The sequence below is a fragment of the Novosphingobium kalidii genome, assembly GCF_040534015.1.
GTDB classification, from domain to species: domain Bacteria; phylum Pseudomonadota; class Alphaproteobacteria; order Sphingomonadales; family Sphingomonadaceae; genus Novosphingobium; species Novosphingobium kalidii.
This window is the reverse complement of record NZ_JBEWLY010000014.1, coordinates 87,078-105,129: the sequence shown is the minus strand read 5'-3', so window position 1 is coordinate 105,129 and position 18,052 is coordinate 87,078. Positions and strand designations below refer to the sequence as shown.

Below are 18,052 nucleotides of genomic sequence, written 5' to 3'. Positions count from 1 at the left end.
AGCTTTCCCGATATCCGCGGCCACGAGGGATCGGATCTTGGCTTTTGCGGTACGTTGGATTAGCCAGGCTGCGGAAGCCGGGTCTTGCTGGCTTTCGAATGATCGCGCCGGTGCCCCCAACGGGGCTTAATCGGGAATGCGGTGTGGGGGCTTACTCCCAAATCCGTGGCTGTCCCTGCAACTGTAAGCGGATAGCGCGATGCACATTGCCTCTCATTGAAGGGGCAGCCACTGGGCCGGGCGCGAAATCGTGCGAGGCTTGGGAAGGCGTGCATCAAGCTGTGACCCGTGAGCCAGGAGACCTGCCGGCGTCTGGTCGCTCTTGCCTTGGTCCAGGGGATGGCCGCGGCACGGTGAACTCCGTCTGAGCGACGAACGTGCGGCTGGGGCCGCATCGGTGACGTGCGTCGGTCGCCTTTGGCGTCGGCTGTCGCGCGTGCCGACCGTTCGCGCGGACGCCCCGGCCTTGTCGTGAAGACGCCCGGGGAACTTTCATGTTTAAGTCTATCGTGACTGGCGGCACTTGCGCCGCATTTCTGCTGCCGAGCCTCGCCTGCGCGCAAGATGGCGCGCGGGGCTCACACAAGCCCGCCAAGAGGAACCTTCTCGCCTCTTTTCGCGGGAGGAGCCAACCATGATCTTATCGGGCTCATCGTTCCTCAGGAGACGTGTCGGCGTTCTGCTTGTGGTGCTGATCTGCGCCAACTTGGCGGTTTGGGTCTGGGCCTACAGCCTGTTCCATGGGCAGCCGCTGATGCTGGGGACCGCCTTGCTGGCTTGGGGTCTGGGCTTGCGCCATGCCGTCGATGCCGACCACATAGCGGCGATCGACAATGTGACCCGCAAGCTGATGCAGGACGGGCAGCGGCCCATCGCGGTCGGCTTCTGGTTCGCGGTGGGGCATTCGGCGATCATCGCCATCGCCTCCGTCGCGATCGCGCTGACGGCCAATGCCTTGGCGCGGTTCGGTGCGTTCAAGGAGGTGGGCGGCGTGATCGCGACCATGATCTCGGCGCTGTTCCTGTTTGCCATCGCCGCCATGAACCTGGTGATCCTGCGCTCGGTCTGGCGCACCTTCGCGCACGTTCGTGCGGGCGGCTCCTATGTCGAGGATGATCTGGACATCCTGCTAGGATCCCGCGGCCTTCTATCGCGGCTGTTCCGGCCGATGTTCCGCCTCGTTAACAAGAGCTGGCACATGGCCCCGCTCGGCTTCCTGTTCGGGCTGGGCTTCGACACCGCGACGGAAGTGGCGATCCTGGGCATGTCAGCCAGCCAGGCGGCGAGCGGGCTGTCGATCGGCACAATCCTGGTGCTGCCCGCGCTGTTCGCGGTTGGCATGGCGCTGGTCGACACCGCCGACGGCGTGGTGATGCTGGGCGCTTACGAGTGGGCTTTCGTCAAGCCGATCCGCAAGTTGTATTACAATATCACCATCACCCTGATCTCCGCCATGGTGGCCATCGTCATCGGCGGGATCGAGGCGCTGGCGCTGATCGGCGACAAGTTAGGCCTCACTGGCGCGCCATGGCGCATCGCCGCGGAACTGGGCGAGCACTTCAACAGCCTTGGCTTTGCCATTATCGGACTGTTCGTGCTGTGCTGGCTGGCAAGCTTCGCGATTTATCGCTGGAAACGGTTCGACGAGATCGAGGTTACGCCAGCCGCCTGATGGAGACGACAAGAGCGATTGGCTTGGCTACCGCTTTGAGTTAGGGCGATCATCGAAACGCCGGTAAAACAGCGTTTCGATGATCGCGCCGGTGCCCTCGCAAGGGGCTTAATCGGGAATGCGGTGAGGGGGCTTGCTCCCAATTCCGCGGCTGTCCCTGCAACTGTAAGCGGATAGCACGATGCACATCGCTCCTGAATGCGGGAGCAGCCACTGGGCCCCGCCGTGCAGGCGAAGTCTGGGAAGGCGTGCATCAAGCTGTGACCCGTGAGCCAGGAGACCTGCCGGCGCACCGGTCGCTCTTGCCTGATCCAGGGGATGGTCATGGCACGGTAACTCTCCGTCTGAGCGACGAAGCTGTGTGGCTGGGGCTGCACGGCCGCGCGGTTACGGGTGCTTGTCGCGCCCGCCCGTCGTCGCGCGCCGACCGGTCTTTTGACCGGCAAGCCCCGCCGTTGTCGCTCCGGCGCGTGGGAGTTCATGTGTGCCTGATCTGTCCGCCAATCTGTCCAAGGTGCCCGTCACCATCGTCACCGGCTTTTTGGGGGCGGGCAAGACGACGCTCATCAGCCATCTGATCCGCAATGCCGGGGGGCGCCGCCTGGCGGTGGTAGTCAACGAATTCGGCACGCTCGGTGTCGATGGCGACATCCTGCAGTCCTGCGCCATTCCGGACTGTCCTGCCGAGAACATCGTAGAGCTGGCCAACGGGTGCATCTGCTGCACTGTCGCCGATGATTTCATCCCCACGGTTGAGCGGCTGCTCGCCCTCGATCCGCGCCCCGACCACATCTTGATCGAGACCTCCGGGCTGGCGCTGCCCAAGCCCTTGCTCAAGGCGTTCGACTGGCCGGCGATCCGCAGCAAGATCACCGTGGATGGTGTGCTGGCGCTGGCCGATGCCGAGGCCGTCGCCGCCGGTCGCTTCGCGCCGGACGTCGCCGCGCTGGATGCCCAGCGGGCTGCCGATCCCAGCGTCGATCACGAGACTCCGCTGTCCGAGGTGTTCGAGGACCAGCTCGCCTGCGCCGACATGGTGCTGCTGACAAAGGTCGACCTTGCCGGACCCGACGGCGTTGCCGCCGCACGCGCCGTGATTGCCGCCGAAGCGCCTCGCCCCGTGCCGGTGATCGAGCTGACCGAAGGCGTGGTAGACCCGCGCGTCATCCTGGGCCTGGGGGCTGCCGCGGAGGACGACATTGCCGCCCGCCCATCACACCACGACGGCGAGGACGATCACGAGCACGATGATTTCGACAGCACCGTCATCGGGTTGGGTGAGATCGCCGATCCCGCCGATCTCGTCGCAAGGATCGAAGCGCTGGCTCGCGATTATCAGATCCTGCGGGTGAAAGGCTACGTCGCAGTCACGGGCAAGCCTATGCGTCTGCTGGTGCAGGCGGTCGGCGCACGGGTGCGTCACCAGTACGACCGTCCCTGGCGGCCCAGCGAGCCGCGCGAAACCACGCTCGTCGCAATCGCGGAGCAGGGGCGGGTCGATACCGCAGCCATCCGCGCGGCTTTGCTCGGCTAAGCCTTTCCGCGATGCACGTCATCTTCCGCGAAACCCACGGGATGGAGGAAACCGCCGTCCCGCAGGACCTCGGGCAAGCGCCCGCGGACCTCGTGGTGCTGTCGTTCTCCGACAGCGACCTGGGGGCGTTCGCGGCGGCGTGGCACCGGGCGTGCGAGGCGGAATCCGGCTTTCCGACCTTGCGGCTGGCGAATCTGGCGGCGCTGGCGCACCCGCTGTCGGTCGACACCTATGTCGAGCAGACGCTGGTAGGCGCAAAGGCGATTCTGATCCGGCTGATCGGCGGCACGCCGTACTGGAGCTATGGGTTGGCCCAAGTTGCGGCGCTGGCCCGTTCGCGCGGGATCGCGTTGGCCGTCCTGCCGGCTGACGGATCGCCGGACACGCGGTTGGACGATGCCTCAACGATTGCTGTCCCGGTACTGCGGCAACTTGCGCGGCTGTGCGACGTGGGTGGTGCCGAGGCAGCGGGTGCAGCGCTGGTGGCCTTGGCGGGCGAGGTGGGCCTGGTCGAAGCCTCCAATCCCACCGCGGCAGCACCGCTGCCGGAGACCGGCGGATGGGATCCTAAGCTTGGCCTTGTCGATCCAAGCGCCAAGACGCGCGATCGTGCCAAGCCTCTAGTGCTGATCGTGTTTTACCGCTCGTACCTGACCGCGCACGACCTGGATCCATTTGCCGCCCTTACCGGCGAATTAGAGCGACAGGGCTTTGCCACGCTGTCGCTGTTCGTCACGTCGCTGAAGGCGCCGCAGGTGCGCGATCAGGTCGATCGCTGGGTGCGAACCTTGCGTCCGGCGGCGATCGTCAATGCCACGGCCTTTTCGGCGCGAAGGGAGCAAGGCGACACTCCGCTCGACGGGGCCGACGTGCCGGTGTTTCAGCTGGCGCTGGCGACCTCCGGGCAGCCTGCTTGGGCGGCGGCATCGCGCGGGCTTTCCCCAGCAGACTTGGCCATGCACGTGGTTCTGCCCGAGATCGATGGGCGCATCTTCGCCGGCGTCGTCAGCTTCAAGGAGGCAGGTGCGCGCGATCCGGCACTGGAGTTCGCTCGCACTGTCCACCGCGCGGACATCCAGCGGATCGGAGCGGTCGCCGCGCGGATCGGCCGTTGGATTGCGCTCGCCCGGATGTCTGCGGGCGAGCGGCGAGTGGCGCTCGTTCTCTCGACCTACCCTGGCAAGGCGCATCAGATGGCCCATGCCGTCGGGCTGGATGCGCTTGCCTCCGCCGAAGCGATCCTGGCCGACCTTGCCGAGGCGGGTTACACGACGCGCACCGAACCGAACCTGGTCGCCCGGCTCCAGCAAGAGCATCTGCACTGGTCCCTGACCGAGTATCGCGAAGCCCTTGCGAGACTGCCCGAGGCTTTGCGGAACGATCTTGCCGACGCTTGGGGCGATCCCGAAGCGGATGAAGCCGTTCACGACGGTGCCTTTCATTTTGCCGCGCTGAAGATAGGCAACGTCTCGGTCGCCTTGCAGCCGGAACGCGGCGAGCGCGCCACGCGCGACGGCGACTATCACGACGTCACCCGCTGTCCCCGTCACGCTTACGTTGCGTTCTACCTCTGGCTGCGCACGCAAGGCACCGATGCGCTGGTGCACATCGGCGCACACGGCACGCTCGAGTGGCTGCCGGGCAAGTCGGTGGCCCTGTCGGACGCCTGCTGGCCCGAGGCTCTGGTGGGCGCATTGCCGGTGATCTATCCCTTCATCGTCAACGATCCCGGAGAGGCGGCCCAAGCCAAGCGCCGCGTTGCCGCCGTTACTCTCGGCCATGTGCCGCCCCCGCTCGCGCCTACCAGGAGTGGCGCAGGCCTTGCCTCAATCGAGGCGTTGCTGGACGAGTTTTCCAATGCCGAAGGGCTGGATCCTGCCCGGCGCGACCGGTTGCAAACGGCCATCCGCGAGGAGGCGCAGGCGCTGGGGCTGGAAGCCGAACTGGGCCTCGACGGCGCAACCACGCTGATCGAGGCGATTACCCGCATCGATCGCTTCGTGTGCGACGTGAAGGAGAGTCAGTTCGGCGATGGCCTGCACGTGTTCGGGCGTGGAGAGCACGGCGCGGCCGAGCGGAGTGGTTTGTTGGCTGCATTGGACGGGCGGCGCGTGGCGCCCGGACCCTCCGGCTCGCCGTTTCGCGGGCGAAGCGATGTGCTGCCGACAGGGCGCAATCTCTATGCGATCGACCCGCGCGCGGTCCCCTCGCGCGCGGCGCACGCGCAAGGCGTGACCTTGGCGGAGGAGCTGATCCGGCGGCACTTGCAGGACCACGGCGATTATCCGCGCGGCCTGGTGGTCGATCTCTGGGGCTCCGCGACGATGCGCACTGCGGGCGAGGAGTTCGCCATGGCGCTGCACTTGCTGGGCGCAAAGCCGATCTGGGACAACGCGTCCGAACGCGTAACTGGGATCGAGATCCTGCCGCTGGCGCTGCTGGACCATCCGCGTATCGACGTCACCTTGCGCGTCTCGGGCCTGTTCCGCGATGCTTTCCCGACGCTGCCGGTCCTGTTCGGACAAGCGGTGCGTGCCTTGGCGGCTCGCGACGAGACGGCCGAGTGGAACCCCTTTGTCGGCAAAGAGGTGGCTGCGCGCGTCTATGGCCCGGCACCTGGCAGCTACGGGCTGGGTATGGGCGACGCGGCTGAAGTCTACACCGATCAGGCCCGCCGCGCTGCCGGCGAAGCCTGGCTGGCCGCATCAAGCCACGCGCTTGACGTTGCGTCTGAAGCAGGCGGCACCGCCGATCCGGCAGGCCTGCGGCTGCGCGTGGCAGGTGCGGACGCCTTCGTTCACCTTCAGGATCTGCCCGAGACAGACTTGCTGCTGGCGGCCGACTATGCCGCGCACGAGGCGGGCTTCGCCGCCGCGCAAGGTGTTACGGGCGGAAACGCTTCGCTCTATCATCTCGACCATCGCGATCCCGTCCGCCCGACCGCGCGCACGCTGACCGAGGAGATTGCCCGGGTCGTGCGAGCCCGCGCCGCGCAGCCGGGCTGGGTGGCGGGCATGATGCGGCACGGCTTTCGCGGCGCGGCCGAGCTGGCGGCGACTCTGGACCACATGGGCGCCTTCGCGCACTTATCCGGTAGCGTACCGCCGTACCTGTTCGACCTTTACCACGATGCGACGCTTGGCCGTCCGGAGGTCCGGGCGTTCATCGAACACGCCAACCCCGGCGCGCTGGCCGCGATGGAGGCGTGCTTCGCCGCGCTCCACGCCGCCGGCTTGTGGCAGACCCGCCGCAATTCGATCCTCGCCAGCTTGCCTGTGGGCGACCCTTCATGAGCGGCTTCGAAGTCAAAGGATGGTGCCCGGATGCCTGGCACCCGATGACTGCGGGCGACGGCATGCTGGTGCGGATCAAGCCGTGGCTCGGCGTTCTGACTCGCGCGCAAGTGATGGGCCTGTGCGACGCGGCGCTGAGGTATGGTAATGGTCTGATTGACCTCACCAGCCGCGCCAACCTGCAACTGCGCGGCGCGGGCGAGGCGGATTGGCGCGTCCTGCTGGATCGGCTGGTCGCCCTCGATCTGATCGATAGCGACCCTGATCGTGAGGCCAGACGCAGCGTGCTGGTCGCGCCGGATTGGCAAGAGGGCGATGACACGCACCGCATCGCGAGCGAACTGCTGGCGCGGCTGGGCGAAGTCCCGGAGTTGCCGGGCAAGACCGGCTTTGTCGTCGATGCCGGTCCCGTCCGCGTGCTGAGCCATGAGGCTGGCGATTTCCGCATCGAGCGCGCGCAGACCGGAGGCATGATCCTGCGCGCGGACGGTCGTGCTCAGGGCGTCGCGGTCGCCGTGGGACGGGAAGTCGACGCCTTAATAGGGCTCGCCCGCTGGTTTGTAGCCAGCGGCGGTGNGGCGGGCCGGATGGCGCGCCACCGCGTCGACTTGCCTGATTGGGCCAGCGGCAGCATCGCGCCCGCTGCGCCGGACCTTCGCGTTCAGCCTGGACGATGCGATCTCGGCATGGCCTACGGTCTTCCCTTCGGCAGGGTCGAGGCGCGAGTGCTTGCGGCCGCGATCGAGCGGTCCTCGGCCCCGGCGGTGCGCTTCACGCCGTGGCGGGTGATGATCCTTGCAGGTGCGATCCGCGACGCGATCCCCGGACTAATAGACGATCCCGCCGATCCGCTGCTGCATGTCGATGCCTGTCCCGGCGCGCCGGGCTGTTCGCAAGCTACGGTCGAGACTCGCGAACTGGCGCGTTCGCTTGCTCCGCTCGTCAGCGGGCGGCTGCACGTCTCCGGGTGTGCGAAGGGTTGCGCACGGGCGCACACCGCCGACGTCACTTTGACTGGCCGCGACGGCCTGTTCGACCTCGCCGCCGACGCCCGCGCCGGGGCGCCACCGATTCGCACCGCGCTTGGCGCCGCCGAACTCCTGCGCCACTTTGGAGCCGCCTGATGCCGCATCTTTACGAAACCGATGGTGCGGCGATCTATCGCCAGTCCTTCGCGATGATCCGGGCGGAAGCCGACCTCGCGCGCTTTCCCGCCGATGAGGAGCCGGTGGCGGTGCGCATGATCCACGCCGCAGGCATGGTCGACTTGGCGCATCATATCCGCTTTTCATCCGGCTTTGCTGCCACTGCCAGGGCTGCCCTAGCCGAAGGCGCCCCGGTGCTATGTGATGCGCGCATGGTATCCGAAGGGATCACGCGCGCCAGGCTGCCCCATGCAAACCCGATCGTCTGCACGTTGCACGACATCCAGGTGCCGGACATGGCGCGCGCGATGGGAAACACCCGCTCGGCCGCGGCGCTGGAGCTGTGGCGGCCGCATCTGGCCGGTGCGGTGGTGGCGATCGGCAACGCGCCGACCGCGCTGTTCCACTTGCTCAACATGCTGGAAGACCCCGCCTGTCCACGCCCTGCGGCGATCGTCGGCTGCCCGGTGGGCTTTGTCGGCGCGGTGGAATCAAAGGCTGCATTGTGGGACATGCAGCCGGTGCCCTGTTGTTTGGTCGAAGGACGGCTGGGCGGCAGCGCCATCACTGTCGCGGCCATCAACGCCCTCGCGAGCCGCGCCGAATGAACTTGCTTTCTCCTGCCCCCGTCTTCACCCCCGTCGCGACTTGCGGCACCATTCACGGCGTCGGTCTCGGGCCGGGTGCGCCGGATTTGCTCAGCGTGCGCGCCGATCGGCTGGTACGCGGCGCGCGTCACGTCGCCTACTTCCGCAAAGCAGGCAGGCCGGGGCAGGCCCGACGCATCGCTGAGGGTATGCTGCGCGCCGACGTGGTCGAGATCGCCATGGAATATCCGGTGACGACCGAGATTCCGTTGACCGATCCGCGTTACAACGAGCAGCTTTCCTCCTTCTATGCCGAGTGCACCGAGCGCATGGCGGCGCTTGCCCATAGCGGCGAGGACGTGGTGGTGCTGTGCGAGGGCGACCCGTTCTTCTACGGATCGTTCATGCACCTGCATTCGCGCCTCTCGGGCGTGGTGCCGGTTAACGTGGTGCCGGGCATCACCGGCATGGCGGGAGCCTGGAATGCGACCGGGGTTCCGATCACCTGGGGTGACGACGTGCTTACGGTCGCCATGGCGACGCTGCCGGAGGACGAACTGGTCCGCCGCATCCGCGATACCGATGCGCTGGTGGTGATGAAGATCGGCCGCAACCTGCCCAAACTGCGCCGCGCGGTGGCGGCCGCCGGACGCGAGGACGTCGCCTGGCTGGTCGAGCATGCCGCAATGCCAGGGCAGCGGGTCACTCCGTTGACCAAGGCGGAGAGTGTCACGCCCTACTTCTCGATCCTTCTGATCCACGGTCAGGGGCGCCGTCCATGAGCGGACCAAGCGGCGGTTGGCTCGCCATTGCGGGTTTGGGGCCGGGTGACGAGGCACTGATCACGCCCGAAGTCACCGCCGCCTTGGCCCAGGCCAGCGATGTTATTGGCTACATCCCTTATGTGGCTCGTGTGGCCCCGCGCGAAGGATTGGTGCTGCACCCGTCCGACAACCGGGTCGAGTTGAATCGCGCCGCGCATGCGCTGGACCTTGCAGCACAAGGCCGACGCGTGGTGGTGGTCTCCTCGGGCGACCCTGGTGTTTTCGCGATGGCTTCTGCCGTGTTTGAGGCGCTGGAAGCGGGGGCGACCGCTTGGCGCAATCTCGACATTCGGGTGTTGCCCGGGATCACCGCGATGCTCGCTGCCAGCGCGCGGGCGGGGGCACCGCTGGGGCACGATTTCTGCGCGATCAACCTGTCGGACAATCTCAAGCCGTGGCCACTGATCGAAAAGCGGCTGCGGCTCGCGGCCGAGGCGGACTTCGCGATGGCGTTCTACAATCCGCGTTCGAAAGCGCGGCCGGAAGGCTTCGCGCGCGTGCTGGAGGTGTTGCGCGACGCTTGCGGCGAGGATCGCGCGATCCTGTTCGCGCGCGCCGTGTCGACGCCCGAGGAGGACCTGCGGGTCACCACTCTGGGCAAGGCGCAAGCCGAGATGGCGGATATGCGCACGATGGTCATCGTTGGGTCGAGCCGGACCCGGATCATCGATCGTGCCACTCGCCCAATCCTTTACACCCCGCGCTCTGCATCATGACCCAGCCACGCAAGTACGGCGCGCGGATCGTGGACTTCCTGGCGCGAGGGCAGGGGCGGGCGGTCGATCATCAGCACCGGCAGGCCGATCCGGCGCGCCGCGATCAGCTTGGCCTGCGCACCGCCGCCGCCCGCGTTCTTGCACACCACCAGGTCTATCGCGTGATCCCGCATCATCTGCACGTCACCTTCGGCGGTGAAGGGGCCGCGGTCGACCACAAGGTTATGTCTGGGCAGGGCGGGCGGCTCGGTCGGCGCATCGACGAAGCGCAGCAGATAGTGATGCTGCGGCTGTGCGGCGAACGCTTCCACATGCATGCGACCCAGCGCCAGCATCACCCGGCGCGGCGGTCCGGCAAGCTGCGCCACCGCATCAGGGATCGAGGCAACATGGCTCCAGCTGTCCCCGGCGACCGGCTCCCATTGCTTGCGCGTGAGCGCGACCAAGGGGACGTCGACCTCTCGCGCGGCGGCAACAGCATGCGCGCTCATCTTCGCTGCGAACGGGTGAGTGGCGTCGACCAGATGCGTCACGCGATGGGCGCGCAGATAACTGGCCAGTCCCGCCACGCCGCCGAAGCCGCCGATGCGGATCGGAACAGGCTGGAGACGAGGCGCTGCGGTGCGTCCGGCATAGCTCAGTGTCGCGGTGATGCCCGCACTGTCGAGCAGATCGGCGAGCGCACTCGCCTCCGTCGTACCGCCGAGCAGGAGGACGTTCGGCATGGCTGACATGGCTTCCTCCGCATGGTTGACGATCATCGGCGTGGGCGAGGACGGGATCAACGGCCTCTCCGCCCCGAGTCGAGCCGCGCTGGCGAATGCCAAGCTGGTCATTGCCCCCGCGCGGCACCTGGCGCTGCTGCCGGCAATTAGGTGCCCTGTGCTCGAATGGCCAGTGCCGTTCGCAGACGGTATCGCGCTGTTGCTGGAGCACCGGGGCCAGCCTGTGGTCATGGTGGCATCGGGAGATCCCTTCTGGTTCGGCGCGGGGGCCAGCGTGACCCGCCACCTCAAACCTGGTGAGTGGGTCGCCCATCCTGCGCCGTCGACGTTCACGCTGGCTGCCGCGCGGCTGGGGTGGTCGCTTCAGGACGTGAGCTGCGTGGGTCTGCACGCTGCACCGCTGGAGCGGCTGCGGCTACAGCTCGCACCCGGACGGCGCATCCTTGCGCTGATGCGTGATGGCGCGGCCGTTTCGAAGCTGGCCGGATATCTCACCGGACAGGGCTTTGGGCCTTCCGCGCTGCACGTGCTCGAGGCACTGGGCGGACCGCGCGAACGCATCCGCTGCGTGACGGCCGAGGCGCTGGCCTTCACCGACATCGCGCATCCCGTGGCAGTGGGGATCGATTGCGCAGGCGATGGCGCGGTCCTGCCGCTCACCGCTGGGCGCGCCGATGCATGGTTTGCGTCCGATGGCCAGATCACCAAGCAGCCGGTGCGCGCGCTGACCCTGTCCGCCCTCGCTCCGCGCCCGGGCGAACTGTTGTGGGACATCGGTGCCGGGTCAGGATCCATTGCGATCGAGTGGCTGCTGGCGCATGCCGCCAATCGCGCCTGCGCGGTCGACGCCGATCCCGTCCGTGCCGAGCGCATCCGCGCCAATGCCGCGACCTTCGGGCTCGACAGGCTGGATGTCCTCACCGCGCGGGTTCTGGACCGTTTGCCCGCCTGGCCGATCCCCGACGCGGTGTTCATCGGAGGCGGCCTTTCCGAGCAGTTGCTGGACATGGTGTGGGCGCACCTGCCTGCCGGCACGCGGCTCGTCGCCAATGCGGTGACGCTGGAATCCGAAGCATTGCTGGCGCACTGGCATGGACTGAAGGGTGGCAGCCTCCTGCGCATCGAACTGGCTGACGCTTTGCCTCTCGGCACACGGCATGGCTGGCGGTCGCGATATCCGGTGGTGCAGTGGAGTACCATGCTATGATCGTGGCTGGGTTCGGTTTTCGCAAAGGCACGGCGCTGTCTTCCTTGCGGGCGGCGCTCGCGCTGGCGCAGGAGGGGCATGAGCCGGTGCGCTGGCTCACCACCGCGCAGGACAAGGCCGAGGGGCTTCTCCCGCTGGCCGAGGCCATGAGCTTACCCCTGGTTGCACTGTCGCCCGAAGCGCTGACCGCCGCCGAGACCCAGACGCGGTCCGCTGCCAGCTTTGCCGCCCGCGGCACCGGCAGCGTCGCGGAAGCCTGCGCGCTCGCCGCGGCCGGTCCAGGCGCGCGCCTGCTGCGGCCGCGGCAGATTTCGCCCGATCGCATGGCGACTTGCGCCATCGCTCAAGGACCTTCGACATGACCGTTCATTTCATTGGTGCCGGTCCCGGCGCGCCCGACCTGTTGACCTTGCGTGGACGCGACCTGATCGCCGCCTCGCCGGTGTGCCTTTATGCCGGTTCGCTGATCCCGCAGGCGGTGCTTGCTCATTGTCCGCCAGATGCGCGCATCATCAACACCGCGCCCATGGATCTGGACGAGATCATCGCCGAGATCGCCGCCGCCGATGCTGCTGGGCAGGACGTGGCGCGGTTGCATTCGGGGGACCTGTCTGTCTGGTCCGCGATGGGCGAGCAGTTGCGCCGGCTGCGGGCGTTGAACATCCCTTTAACGGTGACCCCCGGCGTGCCGGCTTTCGCCGCTGCTGCCGCCGCGCTCGAAGCGGAGTTGACGTTGCCTGAATTGACGCAGTCGCTGGTGCTCACCCGCACTCCGGGCCGGGCGAGCACCATGCCGCCCGCCGAGAGCCTCACTAACTTCGCCGCGACCGGCGCCACTCTGGCCATCCACCTTTCGATTCACAACCTGGCGTGCGTGGTCGCGGACCTGATGCCCCGGTACGGTGGGGACTGTCCCGTTGCGGTGGTGTGGCGGGCGAGTTGGCCCGACCAGCGGGTCGTGCGCGCCACGCTGGCGACCATTGAGGAGGCGGTTGCCGGAAGTATGGAACGCACCGCTCTGATCGTGGTCGGGCGAGTGCTGGCGCCGCAGGACTTTGCAGAAAGCAGCCTCTATGCGGCAGGCTACGATCGCCGGTTCCGACCACAAAACAGCGGCTCGCGCTTTGCGGATGCGTCGGAATGAGCGGGCAAGCGAATGTGCCCGGGCTGATGATCGCCGCGCCTGCTTCGGGCACCGGCAAGACGACCGTCATGCTGGGCTTGTTGCGCGCTCTCACCGAAGACGGTCTGGCGGTGCAACCGTTCAAGAGTGGTCCCGACTATATCGATCCCGCCTTCCACCGCGCCGCCAGCGGCCGGGCGTCGTTCAATCTCGACAGCTGGGCGATGGACAGCGCGCTGCTTCAGGCGATTGCCGGACAAGCGGCGGGTGCGGATATGGTGCTCGCCGAAGGATCGATGGGGCTCTACGATGGCGTCGCGAGCGCAGGCGCATCCGGTAACGGAGCCAGCGCCGACATGGCGCGGCGCATGGGTTGGCCGGTGGTTCTGGTGATCGACGTGTCCGGCCAGGCCCAGTCCGCCGCTGCGACTGCGCTCGGCTTCCGAAGCCTCGACCCCGATCTGCCGTTCGCCGGCGTGATCCTCAACCGCGTCGCCAGCCCACGCCACGAACGGCTGGTGCGTCGAGGGTTGGACGCGGTCGGCATCCCCGTACTGGGCGTGCTGCCTCGCCGCGGCGACCTGACACTGCCCGAGCGTCACCTCGGACTGGTGCAGGCAATGGAGCATCCGGACCTCGATCGGGCTATCCGCGACTATGCCGCCTTCCTGCGCGCCCATGTCGATCTCGAAGCGATCCGACGTGCGGCCGCAGCGGGTACTGCCGCAGATGAGCATGGTGAAGCGGCCTTGCCGGCGCCGCCCGCTCAGCGCATCGCCTTGGCGCGCGATGCCGCGTTCTCGTTCGTCTATCCGCACCTGATCGAGGGCTGGCGGCGCGCCGGTGCGGAGATCTCGCACTTCTCGCCACTCGCCGACGAGGCACCCGCGCTCGATGCCGATCTGGTCTGGTTACCCGGCGGCTACCCTGAACTGCACGCCGGCCCGATCGCGGCCGCGACCACCTTCCTCAAGGCCTTAGGCCGCCATGCAGAGACTCGCCCGGTCCATGGAGAGTGCGGCGGCTACATGGTGCTGGGCGAGGGATTGATCGACAAGACGGGAGAGCGACACGCCATGGCCGGGCTGCTTGGCCTCGTCACCAGCTACGCCGCGCGCAAGATGCATCTGGGCTACCGTCATGCCGAGCTTCTGACGCCGGTTGCGGGCTTGGCGGCGGGCACGAAACTGCGCGGACACGAGTTCCATTACTCCACCATCGTCGAGCAGCGCGATGCGCCGCTTGCCCGCGTGACCGACGCCGATGGCGCCGCTGTGATCGAGGCCGGATCGCATCGCGGCCGCGTGACCGGCAGTTATTTCCATATGATCGCGCCGGTCCGATGATCTCGCTGCACCTCATCGGCATCGGCACCGGCAATCCCGATCACCTGACCGCCCAGGCGGTGGCCGCGATGAACGGCGCCGACCTTATCCTGCTGCCGCGCAAGGGCAGCGCCAAGTCAGACCTGATCGACTTGCGCCGCCATATATGCGCAGCCGTCCTCACCGCGCCCGTGCGCATGGTCGAGTTCGACTTGCCGGTGCGGGACGCGACGGGTCCATATCTCGCTGCAGTGCAGGACTGGCACGAGGCCATTGCGGACACTTGGCGGGCTCAGATTGCCTTGCATCTGCCGCAAGGCGGCACGCTGGCACTTCTCGTGTGGGGTGATCCATCGCTTTACGACAGCACCTTGCGCATTGCCGAGCGGTTGAAGCGCGACGGCCTGCCGATCGATGTCCATGTCGTCCCCGGCATCACCAGCATTCAGGCACTAACCGCTGCGCACGCCATTCCGCTGAACCCGCTTGCCGGGCCGGTGACGATCACCACCGGACGCCTGCTGCGCGCACAGGGCTGGCCGCAAGGCGCGGACACGGTCGTGGTCATGCTCGACGCCGGTTGCGCTTTTGAGGTGGTGGAGCCGCAAGGCACGACCATCTGGTGGGGCGCCTACCTCGGCATGGCGCATCAGGCGCTGGAACATGGACCGCTCGCCGAAGCAGCGCCGCGCATCGCAGCACGGCGTGCTGAACTGCGCGCCGCCTACGGTTGGGTCATGGACGTTTATCTAATGCGAAGAGAGAAGGTCCGGGATGCGCAATAGGCATGCCGCGCGCGTCGACCAAGGGGATCGAGACGCGCGAGAAGCTACCTGCCGCTGAGGCTGCCGCTCAGATCGCTTCAGTCGCGATTGGGTCGGCGGGTGTCCGGTGGTTCCGCCCTGGTCCCGTCAAGAAGAAGCAGACTGCGCCAAGCACGGTCGTTACCGCCACGGTCACCAGGAACGGAGTATAGCTGCCCGTTGCGCGCAGGGTGAAGCTGAGGATCAGGGCGCCGATGGCGCCGCCGCCGTCCAACCCCGCCTTCACAAAACCGAGGATCAGGCTGTAATTCTTCAGGCTGAAATGGCGTGAAATCAGATAACCGCCGATATCGCCCTCTGCGCCTTGCGCAAAGCCGATGAGCAGCACCGCACCCATCAACAGCCAGGTCGCCGTCACCGACGAAGCCAACAGGAGATAGCCAATGGCCGGAAGGCTGAGAGCGAACAGCGCGACAAAGTCGGGGCGCACCCGATCCAGAGCCACGCCAAATAGGATGCGTCCGCCGATGACGCCGAGAGCGTAGAGCGACACCATCCATGTCGCTATTTCGTCGGTCACGCCGGCGTCCAGAACGATCAGTTTCAGCTGCGAAGACGCGAACACCTGTGGCACGTTGATCAGCGCCATGCCGCCTACCAGCAGCAGGAAGGTTGGCGTCTTGATCAGTGCCATAAATTCCGGCCGGGTCAGCTTCACGTCCAGAACTGCGCTACCGTCCGCCGCCGTTTCGCCGACCTTTTTGGTGCGTGCCATGAATGTTACGCAAATCACGCCACCCACTGCGGAAATGACCGCGAGCATGACGAACGCCGTGCGCCATCCCGCTGAATTGATGACGCTGGCTGTGATCGGCGCCATGATTGCCCCAATCAGCGGCGGCGAGGTCATCAGCAGGGCCAGAGCGCTACCACGGGCGCGATCGAACTGTTCAACGATCAGCCGCGAGAAGACAAGCGAAGTGGAGAGCACACCGAAGATATGCTGCACCACCCAGATGAGGAAGAACTGGGCGATGCTGCCGCTCATGATGCTATAGGCGAGAAAGCCAAGCGACATGGAGATGAAGCCGATGGACGCTGCGACCTTCACGCCAAAGCGATCAGTGAAACGGCCGGCGAACGGCGTGAACAGCAGGGTGAATATCTGCAACGAGCCGATCAGGGCGTAATCTGCCTTCGACCAGCCGAATTCAGCGATCAGCTCCGGGCCGAACAGGCTCAGCGTGTAATGGCCGATGGCTGAGCCGGTGCCGATGCCGATGAACGTCGCCATCAGCGACTTCCAGTTGATCTTGAACTCGCTGAGGTAGCGCATCGGTTTTTTCCTCTCCACCGCAGATCCTCACGCAAAGCAGGCGTGGGCAGATGGCTTCGCATGATCGGTAACGCAGCAAATGGTCAAATGCCAAGGCCATTTGCGCCGTGGACAGATAAATTGACCATACTGTGTGATGCCGATATTGAAGATTGAAGATCGGCGGTAGTTCGTCTGAGGCCGAGCAGCATCACGATGACGCTGCAGCGGCGAATGGTGGGGAGAGAAGTATGATCGATCGCAGTCTGTCGAAGCTGGCAGTGATAGCCGGTGCCCTTGCACTTGGGGCATGCGCTAACGTTCCTGGTCCTCTTGTTTCAGCCGCTCGGGCACCCCTGTCTCCAGGGTACGAACCTGCAACAGTGAAGGTCGATTTCGCCCAGTCGCGCGGCGAATTTCTTCATCCGGAGCGCTACAACAACGTAAGTCGCCCGATGAGCTTCAATCAATCGCGCGATGATGATGTGGCCCTATACAACAAGATGGGACTGCACGGGCAGGTGTATCGCACCTGGGTCGACACCCATCTGATCTATAATGCGAAGACAGGGAGTTACGATTACAGCGGCGTCGATGATTATCTTTCCGACCTCAGCCGCCTTTCGGACAATCTGCTGGTCGTACTCGACACACGGGTGGAAGTCCGGGACCAGGGTCTGACGCCCGCACAGCTCAAGCCGATCATCAAGACGATCCTGCGCGATCTGAAGCAGCGGTATCCCAATATCCGCTATATCGAGGCGTTCAACGAGCCGGACCACAATATGGTCAAGGCGGTGATGCCGGGCGATCTCTACAGCTATTACGTTCCCTACTACGAAGCGGTGAACGAGGTTAATCGCGAACTGGCCCCGAAAACGCCGCTTGAAGTCGGCGGTCCGGCGCTGACCACCTTCAAGGAGGATTGGCTCACCGCATTCCTCGACGATTACGCCGCCGATCCCGACCCGGCCAAGCGCATGGATTTCATCTCCTACCATGCTTATGGTCTGTTCACCTCGGGAGGCCCGACCGAAGAAGGGCCGCGCGCCTATCATTTTTACAAGGGCGACCCCAGCGAGGTTGCCGATCAGCGCAAGAAACTCGTCGCGATGCTGCGCCAGCGGAGCATCAATACCGAGATCCCAAGCTTCATCACCGAACTTGGCATCTATCCCGGCCCTTCCTTCGATAACCGCGAGGATCCGCGGCCTGATTACCTGATCAACGCCGCCGGCGTGCCTTCCTTGACCTACTGGTTCCTGGAGCAGGACAATACCGTCCCCTTCAACTGGGTGCTGCGGCACAAAACCGAGGAGCGAAAGGACCAGCTGATCACCCGCGCGCGCGACGGGCAGCGCATCGCAGTCGATGCCGATGATGACATCAAGGTGCCGACCGGCATCTTCACTCCGTATGGCAATGCCATGCTGATGTACACGAAGCTGAAGGACGAACGCGTCGTCGCCAATTCCAATGCTTTGACTAACGGCAAGGGCGTCTATGCCATTGCCACGCGCGACCAGAGCGGCGCGGCGGTGATGCTCTGGAACTATCAGAGCACCGATGCGCAAAGCTATCAGGTCAGCATCGAGATGGACAACTTGCCGCCGGCACTGCGCGGTAAGCCCTTGCGCCAACGCATGTATCGCATCGACGACAAGGTGAGCAACTACTGGGCCAATCCAGCAACCGCAAACCTGCAGCTGGTTTCGGAATCGACGGTTCGTCCGGGTCGTATGCACACGTTGAACGTCGACCTCACGCCGAATGCCTTGCAACTCGTGACGCTCGAACCGGTGCAGTAAGACCAGGGAGGCGC

15 protein-coding genes and 2 riboswitches are annotated in these 18,052 nt (G+C 66.0%); of the genes, 13 read left to right on the top strand and 2 right to left on the bottom strand.

Translation table 11 applies throughout. The features are described from left to right. Nucleotides 1-91 precede the first annotated feature (91 nt). Nucleotides 92-324, top strand: a riboswitch (cobalamin riboswitch). Between the two features lie 310 nt (nucleotides 325-634). The 7 genes from ABVV53_RS10310 (at nucleotide 635) to cobJ (ending at nucleotide 9,771) form a co-directional block, all read left to right on the top strand. Then, entirely contained in the window at nucleotides 635-1,672 is a 1,038-nt protein-coding gene (locus tag ABVV53_RS10310) for a HoxN/HupN/NixA family nickel/cobalt transporter (protein ID WP_353984343.1), read from the top strand. A 72-nt stretch (nucleotides 1,673-1,744) separates the two neighbouring features. Beyond that, nucleotides 1,745-1,975, top strand: a riboswitch (cobalamin riboswitch). A gap of 181 nt (nucleotides 1,976-2,156) precedes the next feature. Then, nucleotides 2,157-3,206, top strand: coding sequence for a cobalamin biosynthesis protein CobW (cobW, locus tag ABVV53_RS10305; RefSeq protein ID WP_353984342.1), 1,050 nt, complete (start codon nucleotides 2,157-2,159; stop codon nucleotides 3,204-3,206). Between the two features lie 11 nt (nucleotides 3,207-3,217). After that, complete coding sequence (gene cobN / locus ABVV53_RS10300) at nucleotides 3,218-6,499, top strand: cobaltochelatase subunit CobN (protein WP_353984341.1); 3,282 nt, start codon at nucleotides 3,218-3,220, stop codon at nucleotides 6,497-6,499. Then, nucleotides 6,496-7,623: a cobalamin biosynthesis protein CobG gene (locus ABVV53_RS10295; protein WP_353984340.1), complete on the top strand. Its 1,128-nt coding sequence runs from the start codon at nucleotides 6,496-6,498 to the stop codon at nucleotides 7,621-7,623. Before cobN ends, ABVV53_RS10295 begins: the two co-directional genes overlap by 4 nt. After that, nucleotides 7,623-8,252: a precorrin-8X methylmutase gene (locus tag ABVV53_RS10290; protein ID WP_353984339.1), complete on the top strand. Its 630-nt coding sequence runs from the start codon at nucleotides 7,623-7,625 to the stop codon at nucleotides 8,250-8,252. Before ABVV53_RS10295 ends, ABVV53_RS10290 begins: the two co-directional genes overlap by 1 nt. After that, entirely contained in the window at nucleotides 8,249-9,013 is a 765-nt protein-coding gene (cobI, locus tag ABVV53_RS10285; protein WP_353984338.1) for a precorrin-2 C(20)-methyltransferase, read from the top strand. Before ABVV53_RS10290 ends, cobI begins: the two co-directional genes overlap by 4 nt. Further along, entirely contained in the window at nucleotides 9,010-9,771 is a 762-nt protein-coding gene (gene cobJ / locus ABVV53_RS10280) for a precorrin-3B C(17)-methyltransferase (RefSeq protein WP_353984337.1), read from the top strand. Before cobI ends, cobJ begins: the two co-directional genes overlap by 4 nt. Here the strand turns inward: cobJ and ABVV53_RS10275 are convergent. Then, nucleotides 9,747-10,496 carry a cobalt-precorrin-6A reductase gene (locus ABVV53_RS10275; RefSeq protein ID WP_353984412.1) on the bottom strand — a complete coding sequence of 250 codons (750 nt, stop codon included), beginning with the start codon at nucleotides 10,494-10,496 and terminating at the stop codon, nucleotides 9,747-9,749. The genes cobJ and ABVV53_RS10275 overlap by 25 nt on opposite strands. Between ABVV53_RS10275 and cbiE the strand changes: the two genes are divergently transcribed. From cbiE to cobF, 5 genes are read left to right on the top strand one after another with little or no spacing between them, the layout of a single operon-like run. After that, nucleotides 10,495-11,703: a precorrin-6y C5,15-methyltransferase (decarboxylating) subunit CbiE gene (gene cbiE / locus ABVV53_RS10270; protein WP_353984336.1), complete on the top strand. Its 1,209-nt coding sequence runs from the start codon at nucleotides 10,495-10,497 to the stop codon at nucleotides 11,701-11,703. The two genes, ABVV53_RS10275 and cbiE, sit on opposite strands and share 2 nt — an antisense overlap. Next, nucleotides 11,700-12,065: a cobalamin biosynthesis protein gene (locus ABVV53_RS10265; RefSeq protein ID WP_353984335.1), complete on the top strand. Its 366-nt coding sequence runs from the start codon at nucleotides 11,700-11,702 to the stop codon at nucleotides 12,063-12,065. Before cbiE ends, ABVV53_RS10265 begins: the two co-directional genes overlap by 4 nt. Further along, complete coding sequence (gene cobM, locus ABVV53_RS10260) at nucleotides 12,062-12,847, top strand: precorrin-4 C(11)-methyltransferase (protein ID WP_353984334.1); 786 nt, start codon at nucleotides 12,062-12,064, stop codon at nucleotides 12,845-12,847. The genes ABVV53_RS10265 and cobM overlap by 4 nt, the downstream gene beginning before the upstream one ends. Continuing rightward, a complete protein-coding gene (locus ABVV53_RS10255) occupies nucleotides 12,844-14,172 on the top strand; it encodes a cobyrinic acid a,c-diamide synthase CobB (protein ID WP_353984333.1) in 1,329 nt (442 codons plus the stop codon). The genes cobM and ABVV53_RS10255 overlap by 4 nt, the downstream gene beginning before the upstream one ends. Further along, the gene (gene cobF, locus ABVV53_RS10250) at nucleotides 14,169-14,936 is read left to right on the top strand and encodes a precorrin-6A synthase (deacetylating) (protein ID WP_353984332.1); all 768 of its coding nucleotides are present in this window, start codon (nucleotides 14,169-14,171) and stop codon (nucleotides 14,934-14,936) included. The genes ABVV53_RS10255 and cobF overlap by 4 nt, the downstream gene beginning before the upstream one ends. A 67-nt stretch (nucleotides 14,937-15,003) precedes the next feature. Here cobF and ABVV53_RS10245 read toward each other — a convergent pair whose 3' ends face one another. Beyond that, nucleotides 15,004-16,251, bottom strand: a complete 1,248-nt coding sequence (locus tag ABVV53_RS10245) for an MFS transporter (RefSeq protein WP_353984331.1) — start codon at nucleotides 16,249-16,251, stop codon at nucleotides 15,004-15,006. A gap of 230 nt (nucleotides 16,252-16,481) precedes the next feature. Here ABVV53_RS10245 and ABVV53_RS10240 point away from each other — a divergent pair, with 230 nt between their 5' ends. Continuing rightward, complete coding sequence (locus ABVV53_RS10240; protein ID WP_353984330.1) at nucleotides 16,482-18,038, top strand: GH39 family glycosyl hydrolase; 1,557 nt, start codon at nucleotides 16,482-16,484, stop codon at nucleotides 18,036-18,038. Nucleotides 18,039-18,052: the final 14 nt, after the last annotated feature.